The organism is Cryomorpha ignava, assembly GCF_010686655.1.
GTDB lineage: Bacteria > Bacteroidota > Bacteroidia > Flavobacteriales_D > Cryomorphaceae > Cryomorpha > Cryomorpha ignava.
In genome coordinates this window covers 129,092-152,055 of the sequence record NZ_JAAGVY010000006.1, presented here as the reverse complement: position 1 = coordinate 152,055, position 22,964 = coordinate 129,092, and the positions used below count along the sequence as shown (strand labels likewise).

At 40.6% G+C, this 22,964-nt stretch carries 19 protein-coding genes; 5 read left to right on the top strand and 14 right to left on the bottom strand.

The window, feature by feature from the left end; all coding sequences use genetic code 11:
* Nucleotides 1–300 precede the first annotated feature (300 nt).
* On the top strand, nt 301–1,614 hold the full coding sequence (locus G3O08_RS21665; protein WP_163283661.1) for an OmpA family protein: 1,314 nt from the start codon (nt 301–303) through the stop codon (nt 1,612–1,614).
* Here the strand turns inward: G3O08_RS21665 and G3O08_RS05425 are convergent.
* The 5 genes from G3O08_RS05425 to G3O08_RS05405 form a co-directional block, all read right to left on the bottom strand.
* Nucleotides 1,611–2,636, bottom strand: a complete 1,026-nt coding sequence (locus G3O08_RS05425; protein WP_163283659.1) for a threonine aldolase family protein — start codon at nt 2,634–2,636, stop codon at nt 1,611–1,613. The genes G3O08_RS21665 and G3O08_RS05425 overlap by 4 nt on opposite strands.
* The gene (locus tag G3O08_RS05420) at nt 2,633–3,283 is read right to left on the bottom strand and encodes an O-methyltransferase (protein ID WP_163283658.1); all 651 of its coding nucleotides are present in this window, start codon (nt 3,281–3,283) and stop codon (nt 2,633–2,635) included. Before G3O08_RS05420 ends, G3O08_RS05425 begins: the two co-directional genes overlap by 4 nt.
* Nucleotides 3,284–3,439: 156 nt before the next feature.
* Nucleotides 3,440–4,057, bottom strand: a complete 618-nt coding sequence (locus G3O08_RS05415; protein ID WP_163283657.1) for a deoxynucleoside kinase — start codon at nt 4,055–4,057, stop codon at nt 3,440–3,442.
* A gap of 55 nt (nt 4,058–4,112) precedes the next feature.
* The gene (locus G3O08_RS05410; protein WP_163283656.1) at nt 4,113–4,904 is read right to left on the bottom strand and encodes a hypothetical protein; all 792 of its coding nucleotides are present in this window, start codon (nt 4,902–4,904) and stop codon (nt 4,113–4,115) included.
* A gap of 8 nt (nt 4,905–4,912) precedes the next feature.
* Complete coding sequence (locus tag G3O08_RS05405) at nt 4,913–6,424, bottom strand: GH3 auxin-responsive promoter family protein (protein ID WP_163283655.1); 1,512 nt, start codon at nt 6,422–6,424, stop codon at nt 4,913–4,915.
* A gap of 64 nt (nt 6,425–6,488) precedes the next feature.
* Between G3O08_RS05405 and G3O08_RS05400 the strand changes: the two genes are divergently transcribed.
* Nucleotides 6,489–7,289, top strand: coding sequence for a DUF2797 domain-containing protein (locus tag G3O08_RS05400; protein ID WP_163283654.1), 801 nt, complete (start codon nt 6,489–6,491; stop codon nt 7,287–7,289).
* A 12-nt stretch (nt 7,290–7,301) separates the two neighbouring features.
* On the opposite strand, the gene G3O08_RS05395 is transcribed toward G3O08_RS05400, so the two are convergent.
* The 3 genes from G3O08_RS05395 to G3O08_RS05385 all read right to left on the bottom strand — a co-directional run bounded on the left by G3O08_RS05395 (nt 7,302) and on the right by G3O08_RS05385 (nt 10,280).
* A complete protein-coding gene (locus G3O08_RS05395; RefSeq protein WP_163283653.1) occupies nt 7,302–8,345 on the bottom strand; it encodes an AMP-binding protein in 1,044 nt (347 codons plus the stop codon).
* Nucleotides 8,332–9,309, bottom strand: coding sequence for an o-succinylbenzoate synthase (locus G3O08_RS05390; protein WP_239540985.1), 978 nt, complete (start codon nt 9,307–9,309; stop codon nt 8,332–8,334). The genes G3O08_RS05395 and G3O08_RS05390 overlap by 14 nt, the downstream gene beginning before the upstream one ends.
* Nucleotides 9,310–9,377: 68 nt before the next feature.
* Complete coding sequence (locus G3O08_RS05385; RefSeq protein ID WP_163283652.1) at nt 9,378–10,280, bottom strand: 1,4-dihydroxy-2-naphthoate polyprenyltransferase; 903 nt, start codon at nt 10,278–10,280, stop codon at nt 9,378–9,380.
* 167 nt (nt 10,281–10,447) lie between these two features.
* On the opposite strand from G3O08_RS05385, the gene G3O08_RS05380 reads away from it, so the two are divergent.
* Nucleotides 10,448–10,828, top strand: a complete 381-nt coding sequence (locus tag G3O08_RS05380) for a DUF7793 family protein (protein ID WP_204336780.1) — start codon at nt 10,448–10,450, stop codon at nt 10,826–10,828.
* A 133-nt stretch (nt 10,829–10,961) separates the two neighbouring features.
* On the opposite strand, the gene menD is transcribed toward G3O08_RS05380, so the two are convergent.
* From menD to G3O08_RS05365, 3 genes are read right to left on the bottom strand one after another with little or no spacing between them, the layout of a single operon-like run.
* Complete coding sequence (menD, locus tag G3O08_RS05375; RefSeq protein WP_163283650.1) at nt 10,962–12,695, bottom strand: 2-succinyl-5-enolpyruvyl-6-hydroxy-3-cyclohexene-1-carboxylic-acid synthase; 1,734 nt, start codon at nt 12,693–12,695, stop codon at nt 10,962–10,964.
* A complete protein-coding gene (locus G3O08_RS05370; RefSeq protein ID WP_163283649.1) occupies nt 12,688–13,707 on the bottom strand; it encodes a chorismate-binding protein in 1,020 nt (339 codons plus the stop codon). Before G3O08_RS05370 ends, menD begins: the two co-directional genes overlap by 8 nt.
* Before the next feature lie 20 nt (nt 13,708–13,727).
* Nucleotides 13,728–14,144, bottom strand: coding sequence for a PaaI family thioesterase (locus G3O08_RS05365; protein WP_239540982.1), 417 nt, complete (start codon nt 14,142–14,144; stop codon nt 13,728–13,730).
* A 66-nt stretch (nt 14,145–14,210) separates the two neighbouring features.
* Here G3O08_RS05365 and G3O08_RS05360 point away from each other — a divergent pair, with 66 nt between their 5' ends.
* Entirely contained in the window at nt 14,211–14,930 is a 720-nt protein-coding gene (locus G3O08_RS05360; RefSeq protein WP_163283648.1) for a response regulator transcription factor, read from the top strand.
* Nucleotides 14,931–15,218: 288 nt separating this feature from the next.
* Nucleotides 15,219–17,402, top strand: a complete 2,184-nt coding sequence (locus G3O08_RS05355; protein ID WP_163283647.1) for a DUF7619 domain-containing protein — start codon at nt 15,219–15,221, stop codon at nt 17,400–17,402.
* A 180-nt stretch (nt 17,403–17,582) separates the two neighbouring features.
* On the opposite strand, the gene G3O08_RS05350 is transcribed toward G3O08_RS05355, so the two are convergent.
* From G3O08_RS05350 to mgtE, 3 genes are all read right to left on the bottom strand, one after another.
* Entirely contained in the window at nt 17,583–20,312 is a 2,730-nt protein-coding gene (locus G3O08_RS05350) for a PD-(D/E)XK nuclease family protein (protein WP_204336779.1), read from the bottom strand.
* Nucleotides 20,313–20,627: 315 nt separating this feature from the next.
* On the bottom strand, nt 20,628–21,566 hold the full coding sequence (locus G3O08_RS05345) for an NAD(P)-dependent oxidoreductase (protein ID WP_163283645.1): 939 nt from the start codon (nt 21,564–21,566) through the stop codon (nt 20,628–20,630).
* A complete protein-coding gene (mgtE, locus tag G3O08_RS05340) occupies nt 21,566–22,933 on the bottom strand; it encodes a magnesium transporter (RefSeq protein ID WP_163283644.1) in 1,368 nt (455 codons plus the stop codon). Before mgtE ends, G3O08_RS05345 begins: the two co-directional genes overlap by 1 nt.
* Nucleotides 22,934–22,964: the final 31 nt, after the last annotated feature.

The following is a 22,964-nucleotide window of genomic DNA, read 5'->3' as shown; positions in this document are numbered from 1 at the left end:
GTAAAAACTACCGTATCTTTACGATTGCATTCACAAGACGCAGTAATTTCAATAGGGTTGCCGAAATTGTATACGGTTTAGCCTTTCATAATGTTATTATTCTCAAAACCAGCTTTATAAACTTCTTAAAATTCGCTTAGCCTTCCAATTCTTAGGTTGAATTTGACTGTTCTATATCAGTTAATTAACAATTGCTTTTACAATTGCGCATAACTATCTTCGCGATAATTATGAATTTGATCGCAAAAGCGTGTACTTTGTCGAGTTATTCATGCAGTTCATGGATTTCTCCTGATTAAGGTGCTACGTACATTATTAACCATACAGATTGTTTTTGCAGGTCTGGCTGTTCGCAGCCAGGATGTTACTATAATTAATCAGTATAACGGTTTGGAAGATGTTGCATCGCCTGAAGATTATGTTCTGAAAAATGTAACGGAGCATACCTATATTATTAACGAATACGAACTTTCTAATACGGGTATGCGCAGCAATCTTGATCAGATGATAAGTTATGGTTTGCGTTCTTATATTGACAATAATTACCACATTTTTGATGGACGGGTAGAAGCAATTGCAGGCCAAAATGAGTTTATGACGGCTACTGCAAATATAGTTAAGAACGCCGTGTGGATTCACGACCAGCCCTTTGCAGATGAATTTCCCGGATTTTCAGAATTTATCGAAAAGCGGATAAATCAAATTATAATGAGCGATGGATACCAAATTCTTACAGGAAAGGATACCAGAAAAGAAGGGAAAGAATCGGAGATAGGTCTTTATACATTTCAGCGCATGGTTTATGATCTTAAAAAGGCTTGTGAACTTGAAGCGAGCTTTTTTCTGGACAAGTACCTGCCCAGAACTTCTGATCGAGGTTACGGCGAAGTGAATGATTCTTATCTTTCTAATTCTGATTACAACCTAAAACCTATAAATCGAAATTTGGTTGAAATGAAATCTGACAAGCTCGACTTCAAAGAACTATTTCCCGAAGAGGCAGATCAGACCACTGATACAAAACGTAAAAAGCGCAAGAATAAAAATGCTGGCGATAGTGAGCTAACAGAACGGGTAATTGAGCTGCTGGAGCAAAACAGTAAAATCTTGAATAGCCACAACGATCGGTTTACCTATTTACAACAACAAATTGATGAAGTACGCAATACTCCGGGAACTGAAATAAGTAAAGAGATCGCTGAACTGCGCTCTATGATTCAAGATCTTGCTGAAGGTAAGGCAATACGAGAAACGGATGGATCAACTACCGGACTATTGCAGAATCAAGAAGTTGAGGTGATTTTTGAGAAAAATGCACATGAACTTGGTTTATCACAAAAAGCAATTTTAAACAAAGCCTTAATCGTGCTCCGGGCTAATCCTGCGGCAGCGGCTTTTATTACAGGTTATGCCGATAAAACGGGGAATGCTGAATTTAATGCGTGGATATCAAAAAAACGTGCCGAGGCTGTACGTGATTACTTGAGAGCGCAAGGAGTCGATTCAAAACGATTGGTTGTTAACTTTCTGGGCGATGCAGAAAGCGACTCTGCAAATCCGCTTGACCGCAAAGTATCGGTGAAATTTGTTGTGAATTCTCCCGCGCGAAATTAGCGAAGAACGGCTTTTAAAATGTCGCCGGCCTGCTCTACTTCTTGTGCGCCAATTTCCAAATGTGTTACCATTCTTATTCGGTTTTTACCAAAATTAACGGTTCGCAATCCTTTCGACTCAAGCGCCTCAATGAAATAATCAGCGCCTTTTTCAGGATTTACATCAAAAATAAGAATGTTGGTTTCTGGGGTGATTACATTCGTTACTTGGTTTAGGCCATCTAAGAATGAAGCGAGCAACCGGGCGTTTTTATGATCTTCTGCAAGTCGTTCTACATTGTTGTCTAAAGCATAGATCCCAGCAGCGGCCAGAAGTCCTGCCTGTCGCATTCCGCCGCCCATAACCTTGCGCACGCGTCTTGCTTCGTCAATAAATACTTTTGATGCAATTAATACAGAACCTACCGGAGCTCCCAGTCCTTTGCTTAGGCAAATAGAAATACTTTCAAAAAGCTGACCATAGGTTTTTGGATCGTGATTGTGCTTTACAATTGCATTAAACACTCTGGCTCCATCCAGATGAAAGTGCAAATTTTTTGACTTGCAATAAGCCGAAAGCTCTTTTAGTTCTTGAATGTCGTAGCATTTTCCGCCACCCCGATTTGAAGTGTCTTCGGCTACTACCAGCGAGGTACGTGCCAGCCAGTCTTTCTTGTCATTTACCAGCTCATTTACTTCGTCAGCAGTCATAGTCGCCCTTTCACTTCTTACAAGCTTTGTACTCGCAAGAGAATTTCTGGCAATTCCACCACCTTCGTAATTGTAAACATGCGAATTTTCATGGCAAATCACCTCATCGCCGGGCCGGGTATGTACCTGAATGGCAATTTGGTTGGTCATCGTTCCCGAAGGACAAAACAAACCGGCTTCGTGTCCAAAAATTGCTGCAGTTTTTTGCTGTAGTAAGTTTATAGTAGGGTCTTCGCCAAATACATCATCGCCAACTTCTGCATTTAGCATAGCCTCCAGCATCGCAGATGTTGGTTTTGTAACGGTGTCGCTGCGTAAATCAATTGTTTTCATTCTGCTATTTTTCGGGCAATCATTAAGCCATCCCGAATCGGAAAAAGTACATTTTCCACACGAGCATCTGCCATGATTTCTTCGTTGTATTCAACCAGCGCTTTGGTATCGGGATCGTTTTCAATTTCTTTTCTGTCCAGAATTTTTCCGCTCCACAGTACATTGTCAGCTATAATATATCCGCCTACAGGCACTTTTTCAAATATGGCTTGGTAATAATTTAGATAGTTTTCTTTGTCGGCATCTATAAAAACGATATCGTATTTGTGATCCAGATTCTCAATGATCTCAAGCGCCTCGCCAATGTGATGATGAATGACATCTTGCAGGCCGGCTTCTTTTATATACCTCGTTACAATTGGTTCCAGTTCTTCATTGTGATCAATAGTGTCAATTCTTCCACCTTTCTGAATACCTTCTGCAAAGCATAGGGCTGAATATCCGGTATACGTGCCGATCTCTAATACATTTTTGGGTTTTATCATATTGGTAATCATGCTTAATACCCGACCTTGTAAATGTCCGCTAAGCATACGCGGCTGCAAGATTTTTTGATGTGTCTCGCGATTTAGTGAGCGTAATATTTCACTTTCGTGAGATGTGTGGGCATTAACGTACTGCTCAATTGCAGGATCTAAAAATTCCATTTGTCGTTGTTTAAGTTCAAAGCTATAAAAAATCGGTTATCACTGTTTTGCCTGATGGAGCCATCTGGTCTAAAAATCATAAGGTTTTGAATCCGTTAAGTCAAAAAAAGCCGCAAAGCGGCTTTTAAAATCTTTTTTCAGTACGAAAGTTGCAAATTATTCAAAAAGTCCGTGAATTTCAGCGTCTATTGAACTGATAATCTTACCAAGGTCTTCCTGATTTTCGTGAAAGGCATTGTTGTCAACGTCTATAATAAGCAGCTTCCCCTTGTCATAAGTAGAAATCCAGGCCTCATAGCGCTCATTTAGCCTTTTTAAATAATCTAGACGAATGGAATCTTCGTATTCGCGGCCACGTTTTTGGATGTTGTTTACCAGGGCCGGAACCGTGGCGCGAAGATAAATCATCAAATCTGGAGGCTCTATAAATTTTTCCATTGATGAAAACAGAGAAAAGTAATTCTCAAAATCACGCGTGGTCATAAGCCCCATGCTGTGCAGGTTTGGAGCAAAAATGTATGCGTCTTCGTAAATGGTACGATCCTGAACAACATCCATTTTGTTTTCTCTGATATCGATAATTTGATTAAATCTACTATTCAGGAAATAGATTTGAAGGTTGAATGACCAACGCTGCATGTCATTATAAAACTCCATGAGATACGGATTTTCATCTACGTCTTCAAACTGACACTGCCACTTGTAGTGCTTCCCCAGGAGCTCGGTGAGCGTGGTTTTTCCTGATCCAATATTTCCAGCAACGGCTATATGCATAATTCTTAATTGTATCGGCCAAAAGTACAAATATTGACCTATCCCCAAACGGTATTTAGGGTTTGGAATTCTTTAAAATAAAAATCTTCTGATCTGTGAGCAGCACAATCTGATCTTTTTGAAACTGTGCATCCCTGCAAATATAGGGTAATTCTACTTCTTTAGTTTCAAATAAAAGGGTATTATACCTTATAATATGGTTGTTTTTTAAATAGATTAACTCATTTTCGAATATCTGAAAATCGCGAATGCCCGTAATCGGGATCGTTTTAATATAGGTTCCAAAAATATCAAATATTAAAATACCCGTTTTTGGGTTGTTTATATAGAGTTTATTCGCAAATTCTACCATGCTTGTAGGCGCAAAATCAATTCCGAGTATTTGAGATAGATTGCCCGTAGCGGTTACTTGTTTGAAGTTTTCATCAGTTCTGATCAAAGCAAATTGCATGGCATCGTAAATCCAAAAATGATTTTGAACAGATGAGCAGGCGAGCATCCCAAGACTTATATTGTAATCGAGTAAATTTACTTTTCCACGGTTGCTGCTTAGCGTATTGTCTAAGAGCACCAGGTAATTTAAATCAGGATAAACCACAAGTGGTCGCAGGGGGTAAGATACATCCACACTGCCAATATTGCCTAGTTGCATATCGCTATAGCGGAATTGCAGCTCACCCTTCTCATCATACTTTTTTATTTCACTGTTGTTAACGAGATAGAGATTGTTGAGGTTGTCAATTTCTAAATAGTCAGCAGTAGCAGCAAAGGAATCTATTGCCACCCATTGAGCATTTACATGAACGGTGGTGAAAAGAAATAAGAAAAAGAAAAATTGTTTTTTCATCGCGCTAGCTAATCAGCCATATCAGAAAGTATTTCGTCAACAAGTTTTCTGTCATTAGAGAGTCGCGGCACTTTATGTTGGCCGCCAAGCTTGTCTCTTTTTTTCAGCCAATTATAAAAAGTTCCTTCCGGAACGGCTTTTACAATAGGCATTTTTAATGATAAATCGCCTGTACGCTTTGCCTCATAATCGCTGTTTACTTTTTTCAATTCAGCGTCTAGTACTTTCGTAAAGTGCTCCAGATTATCCGGCGCCTGGCTAAATTCAATCAGCCACTCGTGTGCTCCCTGCGCAGTATCGCTCATATATACAGGAGCTGCTGTAAAATCTAGAATCGTACAATGGCATATTTCGTTAGCGCGCATTATGGCTTGGTCTGCATTGTCTATTATCAGCTCTTCGCCAAAAGCATTGATAAAATGTTTTGTGCGACCTGAGACTTTTATTCTAAACGGGAATACGGATGTAAATATTACAGTGTCGCCCAGCCGGTATCGCCATAAACCGCCGTTGGTAGAGATAACCATTTCGTAATTTTTGCCCACTTCCACCTCTTTTAGTGAGATCGTTTGCGGGTTTGTATCGTGCACATTTTCAATTGGAATAAACTCATAAAATATTCCGTAATCGAGCATAAGCAACATGTCGTGAGCACCGGCTCTGTCTTGTATTCCGAAATATCCCTCACTGGCATTGTAGCTTTCGTAGTATTGAATGCGATTATCGGGAATGAGTTTTTCAAACTGTTTTTGGTAAGGTTCAAAGCTTACGCCGCCATGCATATACAACTCAAGGTTTGGCCATACTTCCCTTATGTTTTTCTTCCCGGTAAGCTCTAGTATCCGTTTCATTAATACCAATGTCCAGGAAGGAACGCCGGCAATATTTGTTACATTTTCATCCTTAACGCTTTGCGCCATTTTTTCGATCTTAGGCTCCCACTTGTCCATGAGTGCTATTTCGCGATCGGGTATGCGCTTCATCTCTACCCAAAAAGGGAGATTGTTGATGATTATTGCAGATAAATCGCCGTAATAAGAGTCTGTTCTGAATTCATTTACCTGGCTGCTTCCGCCCAATACAAGCGATTTCCCATTGTACACTTTGTTGTTGGGATGGTTGTGGTTGTAAAGTGCGAGCAAGTCTTTTCCGGCTTTGTAGTGGCAGTCTTCAAGCGCTTCGCGGCTTACCGGAATAAATTTGCTTTTATCGCTGGTGGTTCCCGATGATTTTGCAAACCAATTAATAGGAGTTGACCAGAGTAGATTCTGCTCTCCCTGCTGCAATCTTTTTACATAAGGCTTTACATCTTCGTAAGTTTGCAATGGAACCTGCTCCCGAAAATGGGTTTGAGCCATCATTTGACTAAAATTATGATCTTTGCCAAACTCGGTGATTTTACCCATGCCGATAAGTTTTTCAAACACTTCGTTTTGAACTTCAATGGGATACTTCATAAAGAGTTCGATTTGGTGTAATCTCTTTTTCATAAACCAGGAAAAAACTGAATGGAGGGCCATATATTCGCAAATTATTCTCCAAATTAGTAAAATAGCATCAATACACACCAGAAAAATTTGAACAATGGAAAATACAGGGGTACTAAGAAAGATGTTTGTTGAAGACGGCGACGTGATTAAGTACTGGATGAATTTAAATAAGCAGCCTGTTTTTGAGATGGATACGCTTGTCGGAAAAGATTTTAGACTGGCATGGACCGGAAATATTTACTGCATAAATTGTGGTAAGTCGATTCAAAAAACTTTTGGTCAGGGATTTTGCTATCAGTGTTTTTCTGAATCGCCAGAGGCGGCACCATGTATTATACGTCCTGAACTTTGCGAAGCGCATTTGGGCAAAGGTCGCGATGTAGCATATGAAGAAAAGAACCACAACCAGCCCCATTATATTTATCTGGCGCAAACCGGCGGTATAAAAGTGGGAGTTACCCGTACTTTGCAAATGCCTACCCGGTGGATTGATCAGGGAGCGTGGCGAGCGTCAATAATTGCAGAAGTGCCTTATCGGCAAATGGCGGGGTTGATAGAAATTGAGCTAAAGCAATACCTTTCAGACCGCACCGACTGGCGAAAAATGCTGATAGATGAGCGCGATGAAGACGATTTAAGTGAAGTTTGTAACGAGTTAATCTCTTTTTTACCCAAGGAATATCAGCAATATGGAGCAAAAAATTGCGATGTGCGCGAATTTAAATATCCGGTAATTGCTTATCCAAAAAAGATAAAATCGCTAAAGCTGGAAGATCGAAAAGAACTGATTGGTGAGCTGGTTGGAATTCGGGGTCAATACCTCTATTTCAAAGGTGGGAATGTAATTAATATGCGAAAATATAGCGGATACGAGGTCACTGCAGGCGCTATCTAATTTCTTCTGCGACTAAAGCAAGTCGATAGTTGCCCGCCGTTTGATCTTGCCCGAAACGGTTCTCAAAAACGGATGAATTACAAGAATCCGTTTTGGTTTTTGGTATTTGAAATCCCATTTTATGGAAGTGAGATCAAGGTCTATTTCTTCTTCAGAAACTAATACAAGCTCCTGCCCAAGTGTTTTGTGAGGAACGCCTGCGACGAAAAAAGGTGAGCGGATATAATTGTCTAAAATTTGCTCCACACGTTCGGGAATTATTTTTACTCCACCTGAATTAATGAGATTGTCGGCTCTACCAAGCCAACGAAATCCACCGTTATCAATTTCGGCTATATCATTTGTGTGAAGCCATCCATCAGTAATGCCCGGCCAATTTACCTCCAGCGTCCCGTCCTTCCTTGCCCGTATTTTAGCTCCTTCTACCGGTTTGTAAATTGGCGAGTCTGTTGTATTCTTCAAATTTGCGAGAGCAAAGTGAGAGAGCGTTTCAGTCATTCCAAAACTGGCATAAGCGTTCAGATCTACCTGATTTATTTTGGCGATAAGTGCTGCAGAGGGTGCACCTCCACCAATCAAATAAGTGCCTATTTGGCTTAGTGATTCGGGCTGGTTTTCGATAATATTGATCATTTGAAAAGGAGTAACCGGCATAAAATCCGCCTGAATTCTGCTTAAATCCGGATTTGAACTCGCTTCTATGACAATTAGGTTGTAACCACCCACGATTGCTCTGGCAACCATCATCTTGCCGGCTATATATTGCAAGGGAAGTGGCAAAACCGCAATCGATTTTTCGCTAAGACCAAAAAAAGAATTTGTCGCTTGTGCGCTTATAACGACAGCCAGTTTTGAAAAGAAAATATCTTTTGGATTGCCGGTAGATCCGGAGGTTTGGACAAAAATCCCGTCACTTTCTGTAAATAATTCTCTTGCAAATTCCAGCGTCAGCGCTGAATTTGCATTATGGATAGAATATTCTTGATCGAGCAGATTTTGCTTTTGGAAAAATTTGCCGTTAAGGCGCAAACCGCGGTATTGATCAAACGGGTTCATAAGAAAAAGGGATTTCCCACTCTTTTTCGGGATTGTAAAACAATTTGTTTTTCCTGATTTCAAGCGGGCTTGAAATATTATTGGTGTAGAGCATTCCCGTGCCGAGACCTTGGGCGATTTTGGGATTTTTTGATGCCGTATATTGCGCTATGGCATTCAGACCCACGTTAGATTCAAGCGCTGAGGTTGCCCACCAAAAAGCATCGTGTTCTTCTGCAAGCTCAATCCATTCATCGCTTATTTTGAAGCCACCTATCAGGCTCGGTTTTAAAATAATGGCTTGTGGCTTAATAGTTTCCATCATTATTTGCCTTTCGGCAGATGTGGTTAAACCAATAAGCTCTTCGTCGAGTGCAATGGGAAGTGGTGTTTTTGCGCAGAGTTCGGCCATCTCATTCCATTGACCCGCTTTTATGGGCTGCTCAATAGAGTGAATATCGAGTGCGGCGAGTTGCGATAGCTTTTTGTAGGCGTCATTTGCCGAAAAGGCACCATTGGCATCCACCCTGATTACTACATCGGTTGAGGTGTATTGCTTCCTGATGTGCTTCAGTAAATTAATTTCATCGTTGAAATCTATTGCTCCAATTTTCAATTTCACGCAAGTGTAGCCTGTTTCTAATTTAGAATTAAGCTCCTGAAACATTTGTTCGGCCTTGTCCATCCAGACCAGACCGTTGATTTCAATCCCGGCATCGCCACTTGAGAATGGGGTATTAAAAATATGTTGAAAGGAACCGCCCGCTCTATGCAGTTCCAGATTTTCCAAACCACATTGAATGGAAGGCCATAGCGTTAAATCGGGTAATTTATTCTCATTCATTAAGGCGCTTACTACATGATTGAGTAGTGATTCATACCCTTCTCTATCGTCGATTGAAAGACCGGGTAGCAATCCGCATTCTCCAACGAAAATGTCGGCTCCATCATTTAAAATCAGAAAGTAACTTGGTTTAGAACTCATAATTCCTCGCGAAGTACCCCGAGGTGTTGTAAATTCTAAGTTGTGCTTTTTCCAGTATGCTGTAATCATCAGTAATTGAGCCCTATGCCAATGGTTATTGCGAAAATTAATGTTGCGAGTGCCAGCTTTTTAAGTTCTGCATCAAATTCTGCAGAGCTGGTGCTTCTAAAAACTACCAGTACATTTTGAATCAGCATAGGTGCAGCAATTAAAAATAGAAACTGGTAATTTGAATGATATTCTAAAAAGGTATAAACGATAACGGCTGCGATAGACCCTAAAATAAGAAAGGCATGATAAATTTTAGCTTTTTTCAAACCCATGATTACCACAAGAGAACGCTTGTTTGAATCTCTGTCGTTTTCTATGTCGCGAAGATTGTTGAGGTTTAGCACGCCTGTGGCGAGCAACCCAATAGAAACTGCAGGCAAAAGCTCTTTCCAATCCATTTGGTTCGTGTGCAAAAAGTAGGTTCCGGCTACACCGATAATACCAAAAAACAGAAAAACGGCAATGTCGCCCAAGCCCTTGTAGCCATAGGGATTCTTGCCCACGGTGTATTTTATGGCTGCTCCTATTGCCAGAAGGCCAATAATCAGGAAGCTTAAAACGATTGTTAAGTCTGCTTTTTTTGATACTTCGTACAGCAACCAAAGTCCAGAGGCAAAAGCAAGTATGGAACATATTACGATCCCGGCAATCATTTGGCGCGGTGTTATTTCGCCACTTTGAACACTTCTTTTAGGGCCAAGCCGGTTGTCGTTGTCAATTCCGTTTTTATGGTCACCATAGTCATTTGCCAGATTGCTCAAAATTTGTAAAAACAAAGTGGTAATAAGCGCCCCAATTAAAATCGCAGGTTGAAAAGCATCCTTATAAAGCGCCAGCATGCTTCCCAATATCACGCTAGAAAACGAAAGAGGAAGGGTGCGTAGCCTGAATGCTTTAAACCATGATTCAATCTTTGCCATCGTGGCGCAAAGGTCGTAAGAAACTATGAATTTCTTTTGAATTTTACCTTTTCGTTTGCCGAGGCGAATTCTTGAAATTGTTATATTAAAAATATGAAAACTAAATTGTGTGAAACCCGTATCATTGCAGGAGAAAACGAGTGAAATTACGTAGTATTTTTGATAGAATGAAAAAGCAGAGGCTAACAGACACTAATTTTGAGTTTCATCTTGATGACCGCGGATTTTATTATTTGCGGTTAAAAGAGGGCGAGGAGTTTAATATGAAAGACATTAAGAATATCAATCTCTTTATTTTAGAAAATCGTGATTCTTTTCAAAAGCCTTTTTTAATTGAATTCGGATATGGCTCTACGATTTCTGATGGGGTTCAAGAGCATTTAACCAATTCTGCTAATCGTTTTTCTACTGCCGACGCTATATTGATAAGTACTTATGCGCACCAGCTTATCGCTAAGTTTTATATAAGACATTACAAGCCTACAAAGCCGACCAAGATTTTTGAAAGTATTTTTGAAGCTTTGGAGTGGATTGAAAAGCAGGGGTGATACCGTGATTTCTGATATATTGGAATAAAATATTTCAGATCAAGGAAAAAAATCGCAATTTCTATTTTTCTTCAATGGATTGCACGCTTTTCAATCGGAAAAGTAAATCACTTTCTCAATCTAAAATCTAAAATCATAATTCTGAAATCTTCAATCCCTTCTCAATTTCCTTAAAGTAATTCTTCAGCCATTTTGCATTTTGATCTGCTATAGTTTTAATCTCAATCAAGGCAGCTCCCTTATGATTAAAGAAGTCAGGAAGCGCAGTGCTCAAGCTTTTTTTGTCGCTCGCTTTATAATATTCTAAGCTATGCGCCTTGGCGGTCATTTCAAAATCTACAGGATGATAAGCTTCAAAGAAATCTACTAATTCTTCAACCCGATCAGGGCCTTCAATGATTCTAAAAATGCCGCCACCACCGTTATTGATCAGGATGATTTTTAGGTTTTGCGGAAAGTCGCGATTCCACAATCCGTTTATATCGTATTGAAAAGCAGTGTCGCCGGTAATCAAAAAGTGATTTTCATCGGGGCTTGCTTTTGCAATTCCGGCTGCCGTACTTGTGCAACCATCAATACCGCTTGTTCCTCTGTTTCCGAAGTATTTCAAATCTTTTCGATGACCAAAAAGTTGAATGTACCGCACCGGCGAGCTATTCGCCATGTGAATACTGGCAGGTGCTTTTATACGGCTCAAAATTTCTCTGAAAGCATAAAAATCAGCGTATTCCAATTTTGAAATATATTCGTCATGAGCCGCTTGAGAAGCGTTTTTCAAACTCTGCCAGTTAGCGTTGTAATCTGATTTTTTAATAGGCGCATTAATCGCCATCAAATCCGAAAGAAAAACCTCTGGATTGCAAACCACTTCGTCTGTCAGGCTCTGGAAAGTATCGAGACCTGAGTCAAACTCACTGATATGCCAATGGCTTTTGGGTTGGAAATCGCGGAGCAAGGCCTTGATCTTTTTAGATACAATGTTCCCACCGATGGTAATCAGCAAATCGGGCATAAAATCCTTAATTGCATCGGTATTGGCCATCGGCATTATAAGCCGATCAATGGTATCAATCGCTTTTTTGAGATTGATATTACTTGTTGTTTCAGTGAGAATCACCACATTATCGCGGTGCGAATACTTCTCTAAGACATGGTGAAGCGTTTCGTTCGACGGCATTTGCCCCGCCAGAATCATCACTTTTTTTGATTCCGAAAGTTGTTTTGCAAATGTTTTAATCGCTTCAATTTCAGGCGAAGAGTTTATTTTCTGAATGGCGTAAAACTGCGGTTTATCATTTTCGAAATCGTAAGTCTTCATTCCGTAAAGTGGCTCGCTTAGTGGAACATTGATGTGAACAGGTCCTTTTTTTCGTGATAAGGCATCTGCAAAAACTTCGCTTAATTTTCGTCGGTTGTACCACATTTCGTCCTTTGATCCGGGTTCGCTATGCATCGAAAATCCATTTACTGTAAAATTCTGAAAAAGCTTTTCCTGTCGAATTGTTTGTCCGTTTCCCTGGTCTATCCATGCCATTGGTCTATCGGCAGTGATGGCTACGAGTGGTATTTTTTGATAAAAAGCTTCCGCCAGTGCCGGCGATAAATTGGCCGCAGCCGAACCGCTGGTACAAATTACGGCCACGGGTCGATTTGTCGCTATAGAAATTCCCATAGCGTAAAAGGCTGCCGATCGCTCATCGGGAATGCTGTGGCACTTAAATAAACCACACCGGCCGAATGAAATGGTGAGCGGCGCATTTCGCGATCCCGGTGAAATAATAACGTCTTGAACACCAAAATGATGACAAGCGGACACAAGGGTGAAAATTCCTTTTTTATTGCTTATTTCTATTTGCGAATTAGCCATTTATTTGTTTCAAAAGTGTTTTTGCCTTTTGCTCGGTTTCATCCCATTCGTCTTCTAATTGAGATTCTTGCGTAATTCCGCCTCCCAAATACAACACCATTTTAGTCGGAAAAACCTGCATACATCTCAAATTAACATACAAATCTATTGATTGTGCAGAAATTCGGCCGAGATAGCCGGTATATAATCTACGAAGGTGGTTTTCGGTGGCATTGATTAAATCAATTGCTTTAGAAACTGGCGTACCCGAAATTGCGGGTGTGGGGTGAATTTGATCAGCAATGTTTAAAAAATCCAAATCTCTGTTATCGCCTTCAAACTCGAAAATCGTTTTTAAGTGAGCCACGCTGCCCGCTTCGGCTGTTGCAGGGCGAGATTCTGTAAAATTTTCAATTCCATTTTTGGCTAAGCTTTTGCGAATATGCGCAGAGACATATTCCTGTTCTTGCTTTTCTTTTGCGCCCCAGTGATATTCTTTCTCACTAATTCTTTGTGTTGCTGCCAGGCTTACAGTGGTGTATTTATTGCCCTTTCGGGAAATGAGAATTTCTGGGGTTGCGCCTATCCAAAGCCCTTCAGTTGGGTGAAGCAGCATAAAAACCAGCGCATTTGGATGAGCCGATTCAAGCCGTTCAAAATAAGCCAATAAGTCAAATTTGGTAGAAATATCAACAAGCTTTATTCGGGAGAGAATCACCTTTTTTACACTCGTATTCGCGAAAGCGTGCTGATAGGAATTGAAATTGGCAGAATAAGTTTCAAACGATGTTTCAGTAGGAATATCTTCGCTATAATTTACTTTTTCGGCTTTAGTGGCGTCCAATTCACTGCCATATGCGGAAGCGTAATAATAAGTGGTATCGTTTGTAATCCATCCTTTTACAAGAAATGAATCACCCTTATTTTGATCGTTTGCAGTTGGATTTTGATAAAAATTCAACTCCTTTTCGCCCGGGAAACGAGCTATACAAAATGGCTCCTTAGAGCGTAACTTCGTAGCTGCCGTTTTCAAAATATTATGCCGTTTTTCTGTCAAGACTTGCGGATAATCATATTGGTCATTCGGCAAATAGTGAGCAACTCACCGGCTTCGTTTCTTATTTTTATCTCCCAAACATGGGTGCTGCGGCCTTTGTGTATCAGCTCACCGCGGGCAATTACCTTTCCCGATTTTGTGCTTTTAATGTGATTGCCGTTTATTTCCAACCCTACCACGCCAATAGTAGGATCATTTAGTAAAACAAAACTTCCCAGGCTGCCTACAGATTCGGCGAGCGCCATATTTGCGCCCCCGTGAAGAAGTCCCATCGGTTGATGTACAGCGCTGGTTACGGGCATTTCGGCAACTACATAATCTTCGCCAATATCGGTGTACTGTATATTCAATGTTTCCATCAAAGTGTTCTTACTCGTTCTATTTGCTCTTTCTATGAGCTCTGTTTTGTCCAAGTTCGTAATTTTACGCAAAGATAAGAGTAAGATTACATTTAAGCGTTCAACGCCGAATTGAAAGGTATGCAGGAAGAATCAAAAGAAAAGAAGCCGAGAATTTTGCTCGTGGAAGATGAAGAGAGCCTCGTGGAGGTCATGTTAATGAACTTAAGGTTTGAGGGTTACGACGTATCTGTGGCACGCGATGGGAAGCAAGCCATTGACATGGCCCGACAAGCTCGCTACGATCTCTGCATTCTGGATATTATGCTGCCAAAGATTGATGGTTTTACAGTTTGTAAAACGCTACGCCTCGAAAAAAACAGGGTGCCAATCTTATTTCTTAGCGCCAAGTCAACCGGAGCTGACAGGGTAGAGGGGCTAAAAATTGGCGGCGATGATTACCTCACCAAACCGTTTAATCTGGAAGAACTGCTCCTTCGGGTTTCAAATCTTCTTCGCCTGCACAAACGCGCACCGGCAGAGGGCAGAGAGCTCGATGTTTATAGCTTCGGCACGAACCAGATTAATTTCAGCACTTTTGAAATTATTACTCAGGCAGGTAAGAAGGAGACTCTCTCGAAACGTGAAATTCAACTTTTAAAGTTTTTAATAGACCGCCCCGGCGAAGTTGTTTCGCGAGAAGAGATACTCGAAACAGTTTGGGGCTACGATGTGTATCCATCTACACGCACAATTGACAATTATATTCTGGCTTTCAGAAAATACTTTGAAAAAAATCCGAAAGAACCCGATTTTTTTCATTCCATTCGTGGGGTGGGGTATAAGTTTGTAAATGAGTAAGATGAGAATCTATTTTGATTTTTCAATGTAAATTTAAGGCCGAAATTTCAAACTTCTTTCTATTGGAAATTCATTTTTTGATTGAAATAAGGCAACCGCGGCATTAGACTTGCGTCTATTGGGTGGTTTCAAATTTTTCCTTTGCAGGTTTTAAGGCGCTCTACGGAGCGCTTTAATTTTTTCCACCTTTTTTTAATGATTTTCAGCTTAATCAAGGAATTTGAAAATAATTAAAACGTTCTACATTTGTCATTGAAATGCTTAAATTGCATCTAAAATTGGGATGGTATGAAACATATTTTACTTTTTTTATCGCTTTCAATATTTTCATTTAATGTTTTTTCTCAATGTACAGAGCCGGTAGTTGAGTCGTGGCATTTTACAAATCCTGGAAATGTGAATATTGCTTTTAATGCTCAAGAGGACACTGAAGCTTATCAGTTTATTTTTTCAGCGCTTTACACCAATTCTGGCCCGATGCCGGGTACAGCAACTGCTACTTTTGGTGGAACAGCAACGGCCGGCATAAATGAAGTAAGCATTAACCCTACTCAAATCCTAGATTTTACGGTTACTGCGGCTCGTTATTTTTATAAAGTTTCGCTGCTTACCTCATGCGGTGATGATTTGTGGAGCGATACGGTAAACTTTTACGTGAGCCCATATTCCATGCGGAACAACCCGGGATTTCAATGTGCCGAAAACCAGTATTCCCCAATTTCAATTTTACCCGATACAGGTGGAGATCCATTTCTGTTTACATTTGAAGTTGAGCAGGAAACAGCTCCAGATCTTATTAGCAATCTCGGTATTCTTGTTGATATTGGCCACACGTTTAATGGCGATCTTTCTATGAGTTTGATAAGCCCTTCGGGTACAGAAGTCGATCTTATTAATCATCCAAATGTTTTAGCCGGCTCATCTGGTCTCAGTATGTTTTTTGCCGATAACGGTGCTGATCTTAATCCTCAGAATCAATTGGGAATTTTCGCTCCTGCCCAACCCTTATCGGTGCTTAACGGTGAGTCGCCAGTAGGTACCTGGACGCTCTCTGTTATTGATAACCTGGAGGATAATTACGGGCTCCTTTACGGAGTTTGTCTCAATTTTGATTATACCCCATGCGCTGCAAGTGTTTCCGGCTTAACTTATTTTGATTTGAATGGCAATGGTCTCAAAGGGCAGGACGAACCGGTTTTTCCATATGCGCATATCCATGACGCCACTTCGGGTGGTGATATTTATTCCGATTCGCAAGGAATGTATTACGGCTGCCTTTCACAGAATAATAATGTTTTGCAGCTATCTAATTTACCGGAATATTACACAATTTCACCATCGAGTGTAACGCCTATTATTCCCCTGGGTGGATACAAACAAAACGTTAATTTCGGTGTTGTCCCACAACCTGATATGATTGATTTAGAAATCAAAATTTGGCAATCAGAGCCCGTTCTTGTGGGGCAGACAGGAAAATTTGTGGTTGAATATAAAAACGTTGGAACGGTGTGCACGCAGGGTGCCGCTTTTGAAATTGAGCTAAACGAATCGTTGACAATTACAAATATCGATATGGCCGATGTGATTATTACGGGAAATACCGCAACTATTTCGAGTAGCGAAAATATCTGTCCGTACCAATCGCAGGACTTTGAAATTTCATTTATTGCAAATAGTGGGTTATCAAACGGCGATGTTTTGCATTCTGATGTTTCAATTACCGGGCTCGCCTTTGGCTTAATTGAACAAAGCTTTTCTAATAATTCAGCCACCCTCCAGAGTGCTGTTACTAACGATACAGATCTTAATTTTAAAACGGTAAGTACCGATACTATTACAAGTTGGTTTGTAATAAGCGATGAGCCAATAGATTACCTTATTCGCTTTCAAAACACATCACCAGAGTCTATTCAGCAAATGCACATTGTAGATGCACTCGATGAAAACCTTGATTTATCTACTTTTAAAATCGAATCTGTTTCGCACCCGATGCTTATTGAGCAGGAAGGAAATCTTTTTACGTTTACATTTAATGATATCGCTTTGCCGGCTTCCGCCAATGATGAGGAGGGAAGTCGGGGGTTTTTACGCTATTCCGCTCAACCAAAATCAACCATTGCGGCTGGTGCAATTATTGAAAATACGGCGAGCTTGTTTTTTGGTGCCCTTCCGGGAATGCAGGTAAATATGGTGACCACGATTTTAATAGAATCTACGGGATTGGATAAATACGATTTTAATGCGTCGGTTTACCCCAATCCGGCTTCCACCCAAATAGAAGTTTTGGCTCCCGCCAACGCGAAAATTGCTGCGGTAGTTGTTTATGATATCTCCGGAAAACGAATAGAATCTTTTCACACGGGAAACTCAGAGCGCTTTATTATAGATGTTTCTGTATACGATGCCGGAGCTTATATTCTGCGATTTGAAAGTGGTAAATTAATAGCACCGCTACTCTGGATTAAAGAATAATCTAGTTTAAAGTTAAGCTGGATAAAAAAAACATACCTGAAAATTGGTGATTCGTATTTATTTTTGATCCATTCGGCAACCTTTTTAAATCATCCCGTCTTTAGGGTGCAGTGTAAAAGCTGTAAATGGTTTCAAAATTTTCCTTGCAGGTTTTAAAGCGCTCTTCGGAGCGCTTTAATTTTATTCATAGGTTGCATATTCAAAAGCTATATTCTTCTCAATCAATTTATCAGGATCGAGCATATCGAGAATGACCGTTCGAAGAAATTCTTCAAAATTACCCAAGACCTCCGTTTCAGATTTATCGAATAAAATTTCCAAATCACCTTTATACGGAGCCGGCATTGAGATAATCCGCGAATTAATCTTTTGATCTGGATAAACCTCGCTCGCCATCCAGTTGTAAGTCATGAGCTGCACAGCTTTCGGAACTTTAGTCATACTCTCCACAGTGAAATCTTTTATTTTTAGATCTTTTGGATCCACATTGCCTGATTTATAATCCAATATTTCAAGCACGCCGTCTCGACGTTGAATTTTATCAGCGCTACCGGTAAAATTTACGTCAATATTCTCTGATTCAGTTCTGATTTTAAGTGTTCTGTTCAATAGTTCCTCGGTAGCAAGGCAGGTAATAATCTGACCTTTTTCAATGTTTTTAAGTTCTGAATTTAAATAATTTAAAATCAAAGTTTTGGCGGTTTCCAGATGAATTTTATTGATACCGGTATCAATGTTTTTGCCCATTACAATTTTGCGGGTTATTTGCTCCAAAAGCGCTTCGCTCATGGTTTTCATCTGTTTTAGATCATCCGTTTTTAAGACCTTACCTTTAAATGGGATATACAGATTTTCCAATACCTCGTGAACGATATTGCCAAACGTGGCAAAATTTATTTCTCCGGTATCGGGCTCCCGCAATCTCAGTATGTAGTTGTAGTACCAGTCAAGTGGGTCGTCAAGGTACCTGTTGATTGATGAAATAGATAGCTTGGTCTGCAAATGTTCTCTAATCTTTGCGATTACCTCTGGTGTTTTTTCTATGACCAGTTCTGAAGTGTAATCGGCCGTTTTTATACGATCGAGGTGGCGATGAACGATTTTGAGGTTGCTGTTTACCCGTTTTAGATCATATTCAATCTGATGAATATATCTGCTTTTTTCGCCCCCCGAGAAATCTCCTTTATCGGTGTGGTAAACCAGTTTTACATGCTCCGCATGCTGAATAAGCCGATAGAAATTATACGCATAAACGGCCTCTTTTTCTTTTTTTCCGGGCAAGTGGTGGTGGTTTCTTATTTCGAATGGAATAAAACTATCGAGAGATGGTTTGGCAGGAAGTGTATCTTCGTTTACTCCGCAGATAATCACCCGTTTAAAGGCTAACGCCCTTGTTTCGAGCAATCCCATAATTTGTAGTGTATCTTGTGGTTCGCCGAGCAGATCTATGCTTCCTCCCGACAAAATGCGCATTAAAAGTTGTAAGTGAATATTATCGCTCAAATGCTCCTGTTCCTTAAAATTTTGAAGCTGCTTTATTCCACGTATTAGCAAGCTTATTCCCTTCTGCGACTGCAAAATGGCAATGGTCGGAGATTTTGGATTTTCCACAATTGTGGCAAGGATATTCAAAAGTTGGGAAAGCGATTCATTGCGTTTATCGCGACTACACATCCAAAAGCCCAAAACTGTCTCAACCCATTTCTCAGCCTTAAAAAGAGGGTTCACCTCGAGTAATTCCGATTTTACAAATCCGGTTTTTTCGAGTTTTTCAAAATCAATTCCGGTATTTAAAAACTGGCTAAATGGGTGGTTTAAGAATACCTGAATTTTTTCCATCGAAAGTTTTGATTCGCTTTCGTTGGTTATTTTGTGGATTGTTACATCGTAAAGACTTTCAATCCATGAAGCAAAAGTAGAGTCTGTAAGCCCAATTCCCATGGTGATATTCGGCTTCTTCAGTGAGTTTGGTAGCTTATCTAAAACGGGAATCAGCAAAGATTCATCTGCGAGTACGAGTACGGTGTCTCTTAATTCTTCTGGATTGGCTTCCGCCAAAAGACCGGCAACCACCTGCGCCTGATCTACTCTGTGAGCAGCTTCGCATAACTCAATATCAAATGCTCTTTCGGAAAGCGGTTGCTTTGTTGAAACCGCTTCGCCGAGTTTGTTTTTTAGATTCCTTCGAATAAAAACACCGGCGTGGTTTTCGGGTTGATCTAAATAATAGCCATCGGTATCGTAAAATACTTCTGCCTCTCCGCGGTCTTGAAAGTGCTTTAACAAACGGGTTTCTGCATGAGAAAAAGCATTAAATCCGGCTACAAAAAGGCGTTGGTTTGATTTGAAATCGGGAGAAGAAATATTTTTGAATGCCTCTCTTAGCATCAATCCCGTGTAAGCGAGCCCTTCCTTGAGAAGTGCTTCATTAAATTTTTCATGTATTTTGGGAATGGCGTTCCAAAAGCTTCTGTACCGTTCTTGTTTTTCGGTAAGCGGAGAAGTTAGAAAGCTAAAATGTTCAATTTCTGTATAGTCAGTCAGCTCTTTAAAAAAAGGTTTGGGATCTATAAGTTGCCCTTCAATGTCATTAAAATCGCGGATTAGAATATCGCACCAGGAGAAAAATTCTGAAATGCCTTGAGCATTGGCTTGCATCACTTCGATGTAAGCGTTGTAGCAGGTAAATTTTAGCTCAAGATTGTCAGCCGGAGCGAGACCTGACAAGCGTTCTAACCATTGATTAATGGTTAGAAATTCGGGTAGCCAGGTTGTGGTTGAAAGTTGTGCGGTCAGTTCTTTTTTAAGCCGGTTTGAAGCCCGGCGGGTGGGCGAAATTACAGTATAAGTGCTCAGCTCATTGTTGGAGCTTAAGATCTTATCTGCCATTTGTTTTAAAAAGTCTGACATCGCTGCTTGGGTTTTGTTCGGCTAATTTATGGATTTTAAGGGAGCTATAAGCAATAAGCTGCAAGCTTCAAGATTGACCTTCTCGAAGCTCGCAGTCGCCAAACTTTTGGCTCGAGGACTTTTTGGTCAGGCGTCTCGCCTGTTTTTTAAAAGCGTTACTCTCCGAATATTACAGCCACAAATTTTCTTGACAAATTTATCTCATTGTGAACCTGGCGGGACGCCAGAGAAAGAAAGCCTCGCAAGATGCGAGCCTTGGCGAAAAACGAAATACCTAGCACCAAAAACCAAGCACCAAAAACCAAGCACCAAAAACTAATATCCAGCCCCCAAAATCTTCTCAGCCAAGTAAAGCGAAAGCTTTTCATAAGATTCAACCGTCCAGCCCGCGACATGTGGACTCAGAACAACCTGTTTTAAAGAAGCAAGTGTTTTAAAATCATCCGGCAAATCTGAAAAACTCAATTTTTCAAACGACTTTTTCTCGTATTCGAGCACATCCAAACAGGCACCCAATACTTTGGCGGAAGCCAAACTACTTAATAATGCTGAAGTTTTTACATGCCGGCCGCGAGCCGTATTGATAAGGTAAAATGGTTTTTGACAAGCATCGATAAATTTCTCATCTACGTAATACTCTGTTTCTACGCTTAAAGGCAAGTGAAGAGAGATAATGTCGGCGTTTTGCTGTAAATATTCCAGACTAACTTCCTTCACGTAATCCGGTGCATAGCCAGTTTTGTACTTGTCATAAACCAGAATAGTGCATCCAAATCCGCTTAGTTTTTTCGCGAAAGCGGAACCCATAAATCCAAAACCGATAATCCCTACCGTTTTTCCGGCCAGTTCAATACCACGATTTTCTTCTCTGTTCCATTCACCATTTCGTACTTCGAGATCGGCAAAGTTAAGCTTGTTAAACAGCATGAGCAGCATCCCAATTGCCTGTTCGCCCACGGCATCCATATTGCCTTCAGGTGAGTTAAACACGTCAATATTCGCGGAAGCGGCAGCATTTAAATCTATATTTTCAAGACCGGCACCACTGCGTGCAATAAACTTTAAAGATTTCGCGGAAGCAATAAATTTAGCGTCGACAGGAATTCGGCTTCTGATTATCAGACCTTCATAATCGGGAATTAATTTTAATGCATCGTCGTAGGTGCAGGTGTAATTGTGCTCGCAGTTAAAACCATTTACCGTGAGCATTTTTTCTAATATGGGATGAACAATATCCAGAAAAAGTACGCGCATTATATGACCATAAAAAATTGGTGAGCCCAAAAGAAGTAAATTGACAGGCCGATTAAATCGTTTGATGTTGTAATAAATGGCCCCGTGGCGAGTGCTGGATCAATTTTTAATGCGTTGAGAACCAATGGAATTATGGTGCCAAAAAGACCGGCAATAACAATAACCGAAAAGAGTGAAATGCTAACGGTATAGCTAAGTGCGTTGGAGTCTAAAAAAAACCAGGTGTAGGTAAAAAGGAGGATTGCGCAGATGATGCCATTTAAACAGGCGATGGCAAATTCTTTTAGCAAACGGCGAAAAATATTATCCATGCTCACACTTTTATTGGCAAGGCCTTGTACTACTATGGCCGAAGATTGAACGCCGACATTTCCACCCATAGCCGCGATGAGCGGAATAAAAATCATAAGCATTGCAACTTTGGCGAGCTCATCTTCAAAGAGTCCAATTACTTTAGATACAAGCAGCCCACCGCATAATGCGATAAGCAGCCAGGGCAGGCGGGAACGGGTGTGCAGCCATACAGTGGCATCATTTTCTACCGATTCTGAAATACCCGAAGCTAACTGGTAATCTTTTTCGGCTTCTTCTTTCATTACATCCACCACATCATCGATTGTAATACGTCCGATTAATTTCATATCGTGATCTACAACTGGCATTACTACCAGATCGTACTTATCCATAAGCTGCGCACAATCTTCACTCGACGTATCAGGATAGGCATAAGTCATTTGCTGATCTTCGAAAATATCGGCAATGAGCGTTTTTATGGATGAAGACGAAAAGAGAAGTTTCTTTAGTGAAAGTGTGCCCAACAAACGATCGTCTTCATCGGTAACGTAGATGGAATAAACCTGATCTACCCCTTCGGCTTGTTTGCGCATTTCGCGTATTCCGCGGGCTATCGTCCAGGTGCTTTTCACCTTCACCAACTCTTTGGCCATAATACCACCTGCTGTATCTTCGTGGTAGCGTAGCAGGTCGCGAATGTCGCTTCGCTGCTCATCGTCGGTAATGTACGATATTACCTCAAACTGCTTTTCTTCAGATAGTTCAGAGAGTACATCGGCCGCATCATCCGAATCAATATTGTCAATTACCTGCTCGGCAATCTCTTTGGATGTAAGGGTTGAAAGTAGCTTTTCACGGTCGCTTTCATCAAGCTCAATCATTACCTCTGCCGACTGCTCTTTTTCCAGTAATTTGAAAAGATAAGTCGTCTCGCCAATTCTTAGCTTGTCGAAAATTTCGGCAATATCTGCCGGGTGCATATCGCTAAGCTCTTCCCTTAGAAAGCTGTCTCTGCCGTTGTCAATGGACTCGCGGAGTATTTCCAGATATTCTTTTGTGAGCTCGAACTGCATTTTTCGATGGCTTTAGACTGTAAGGCAAAAA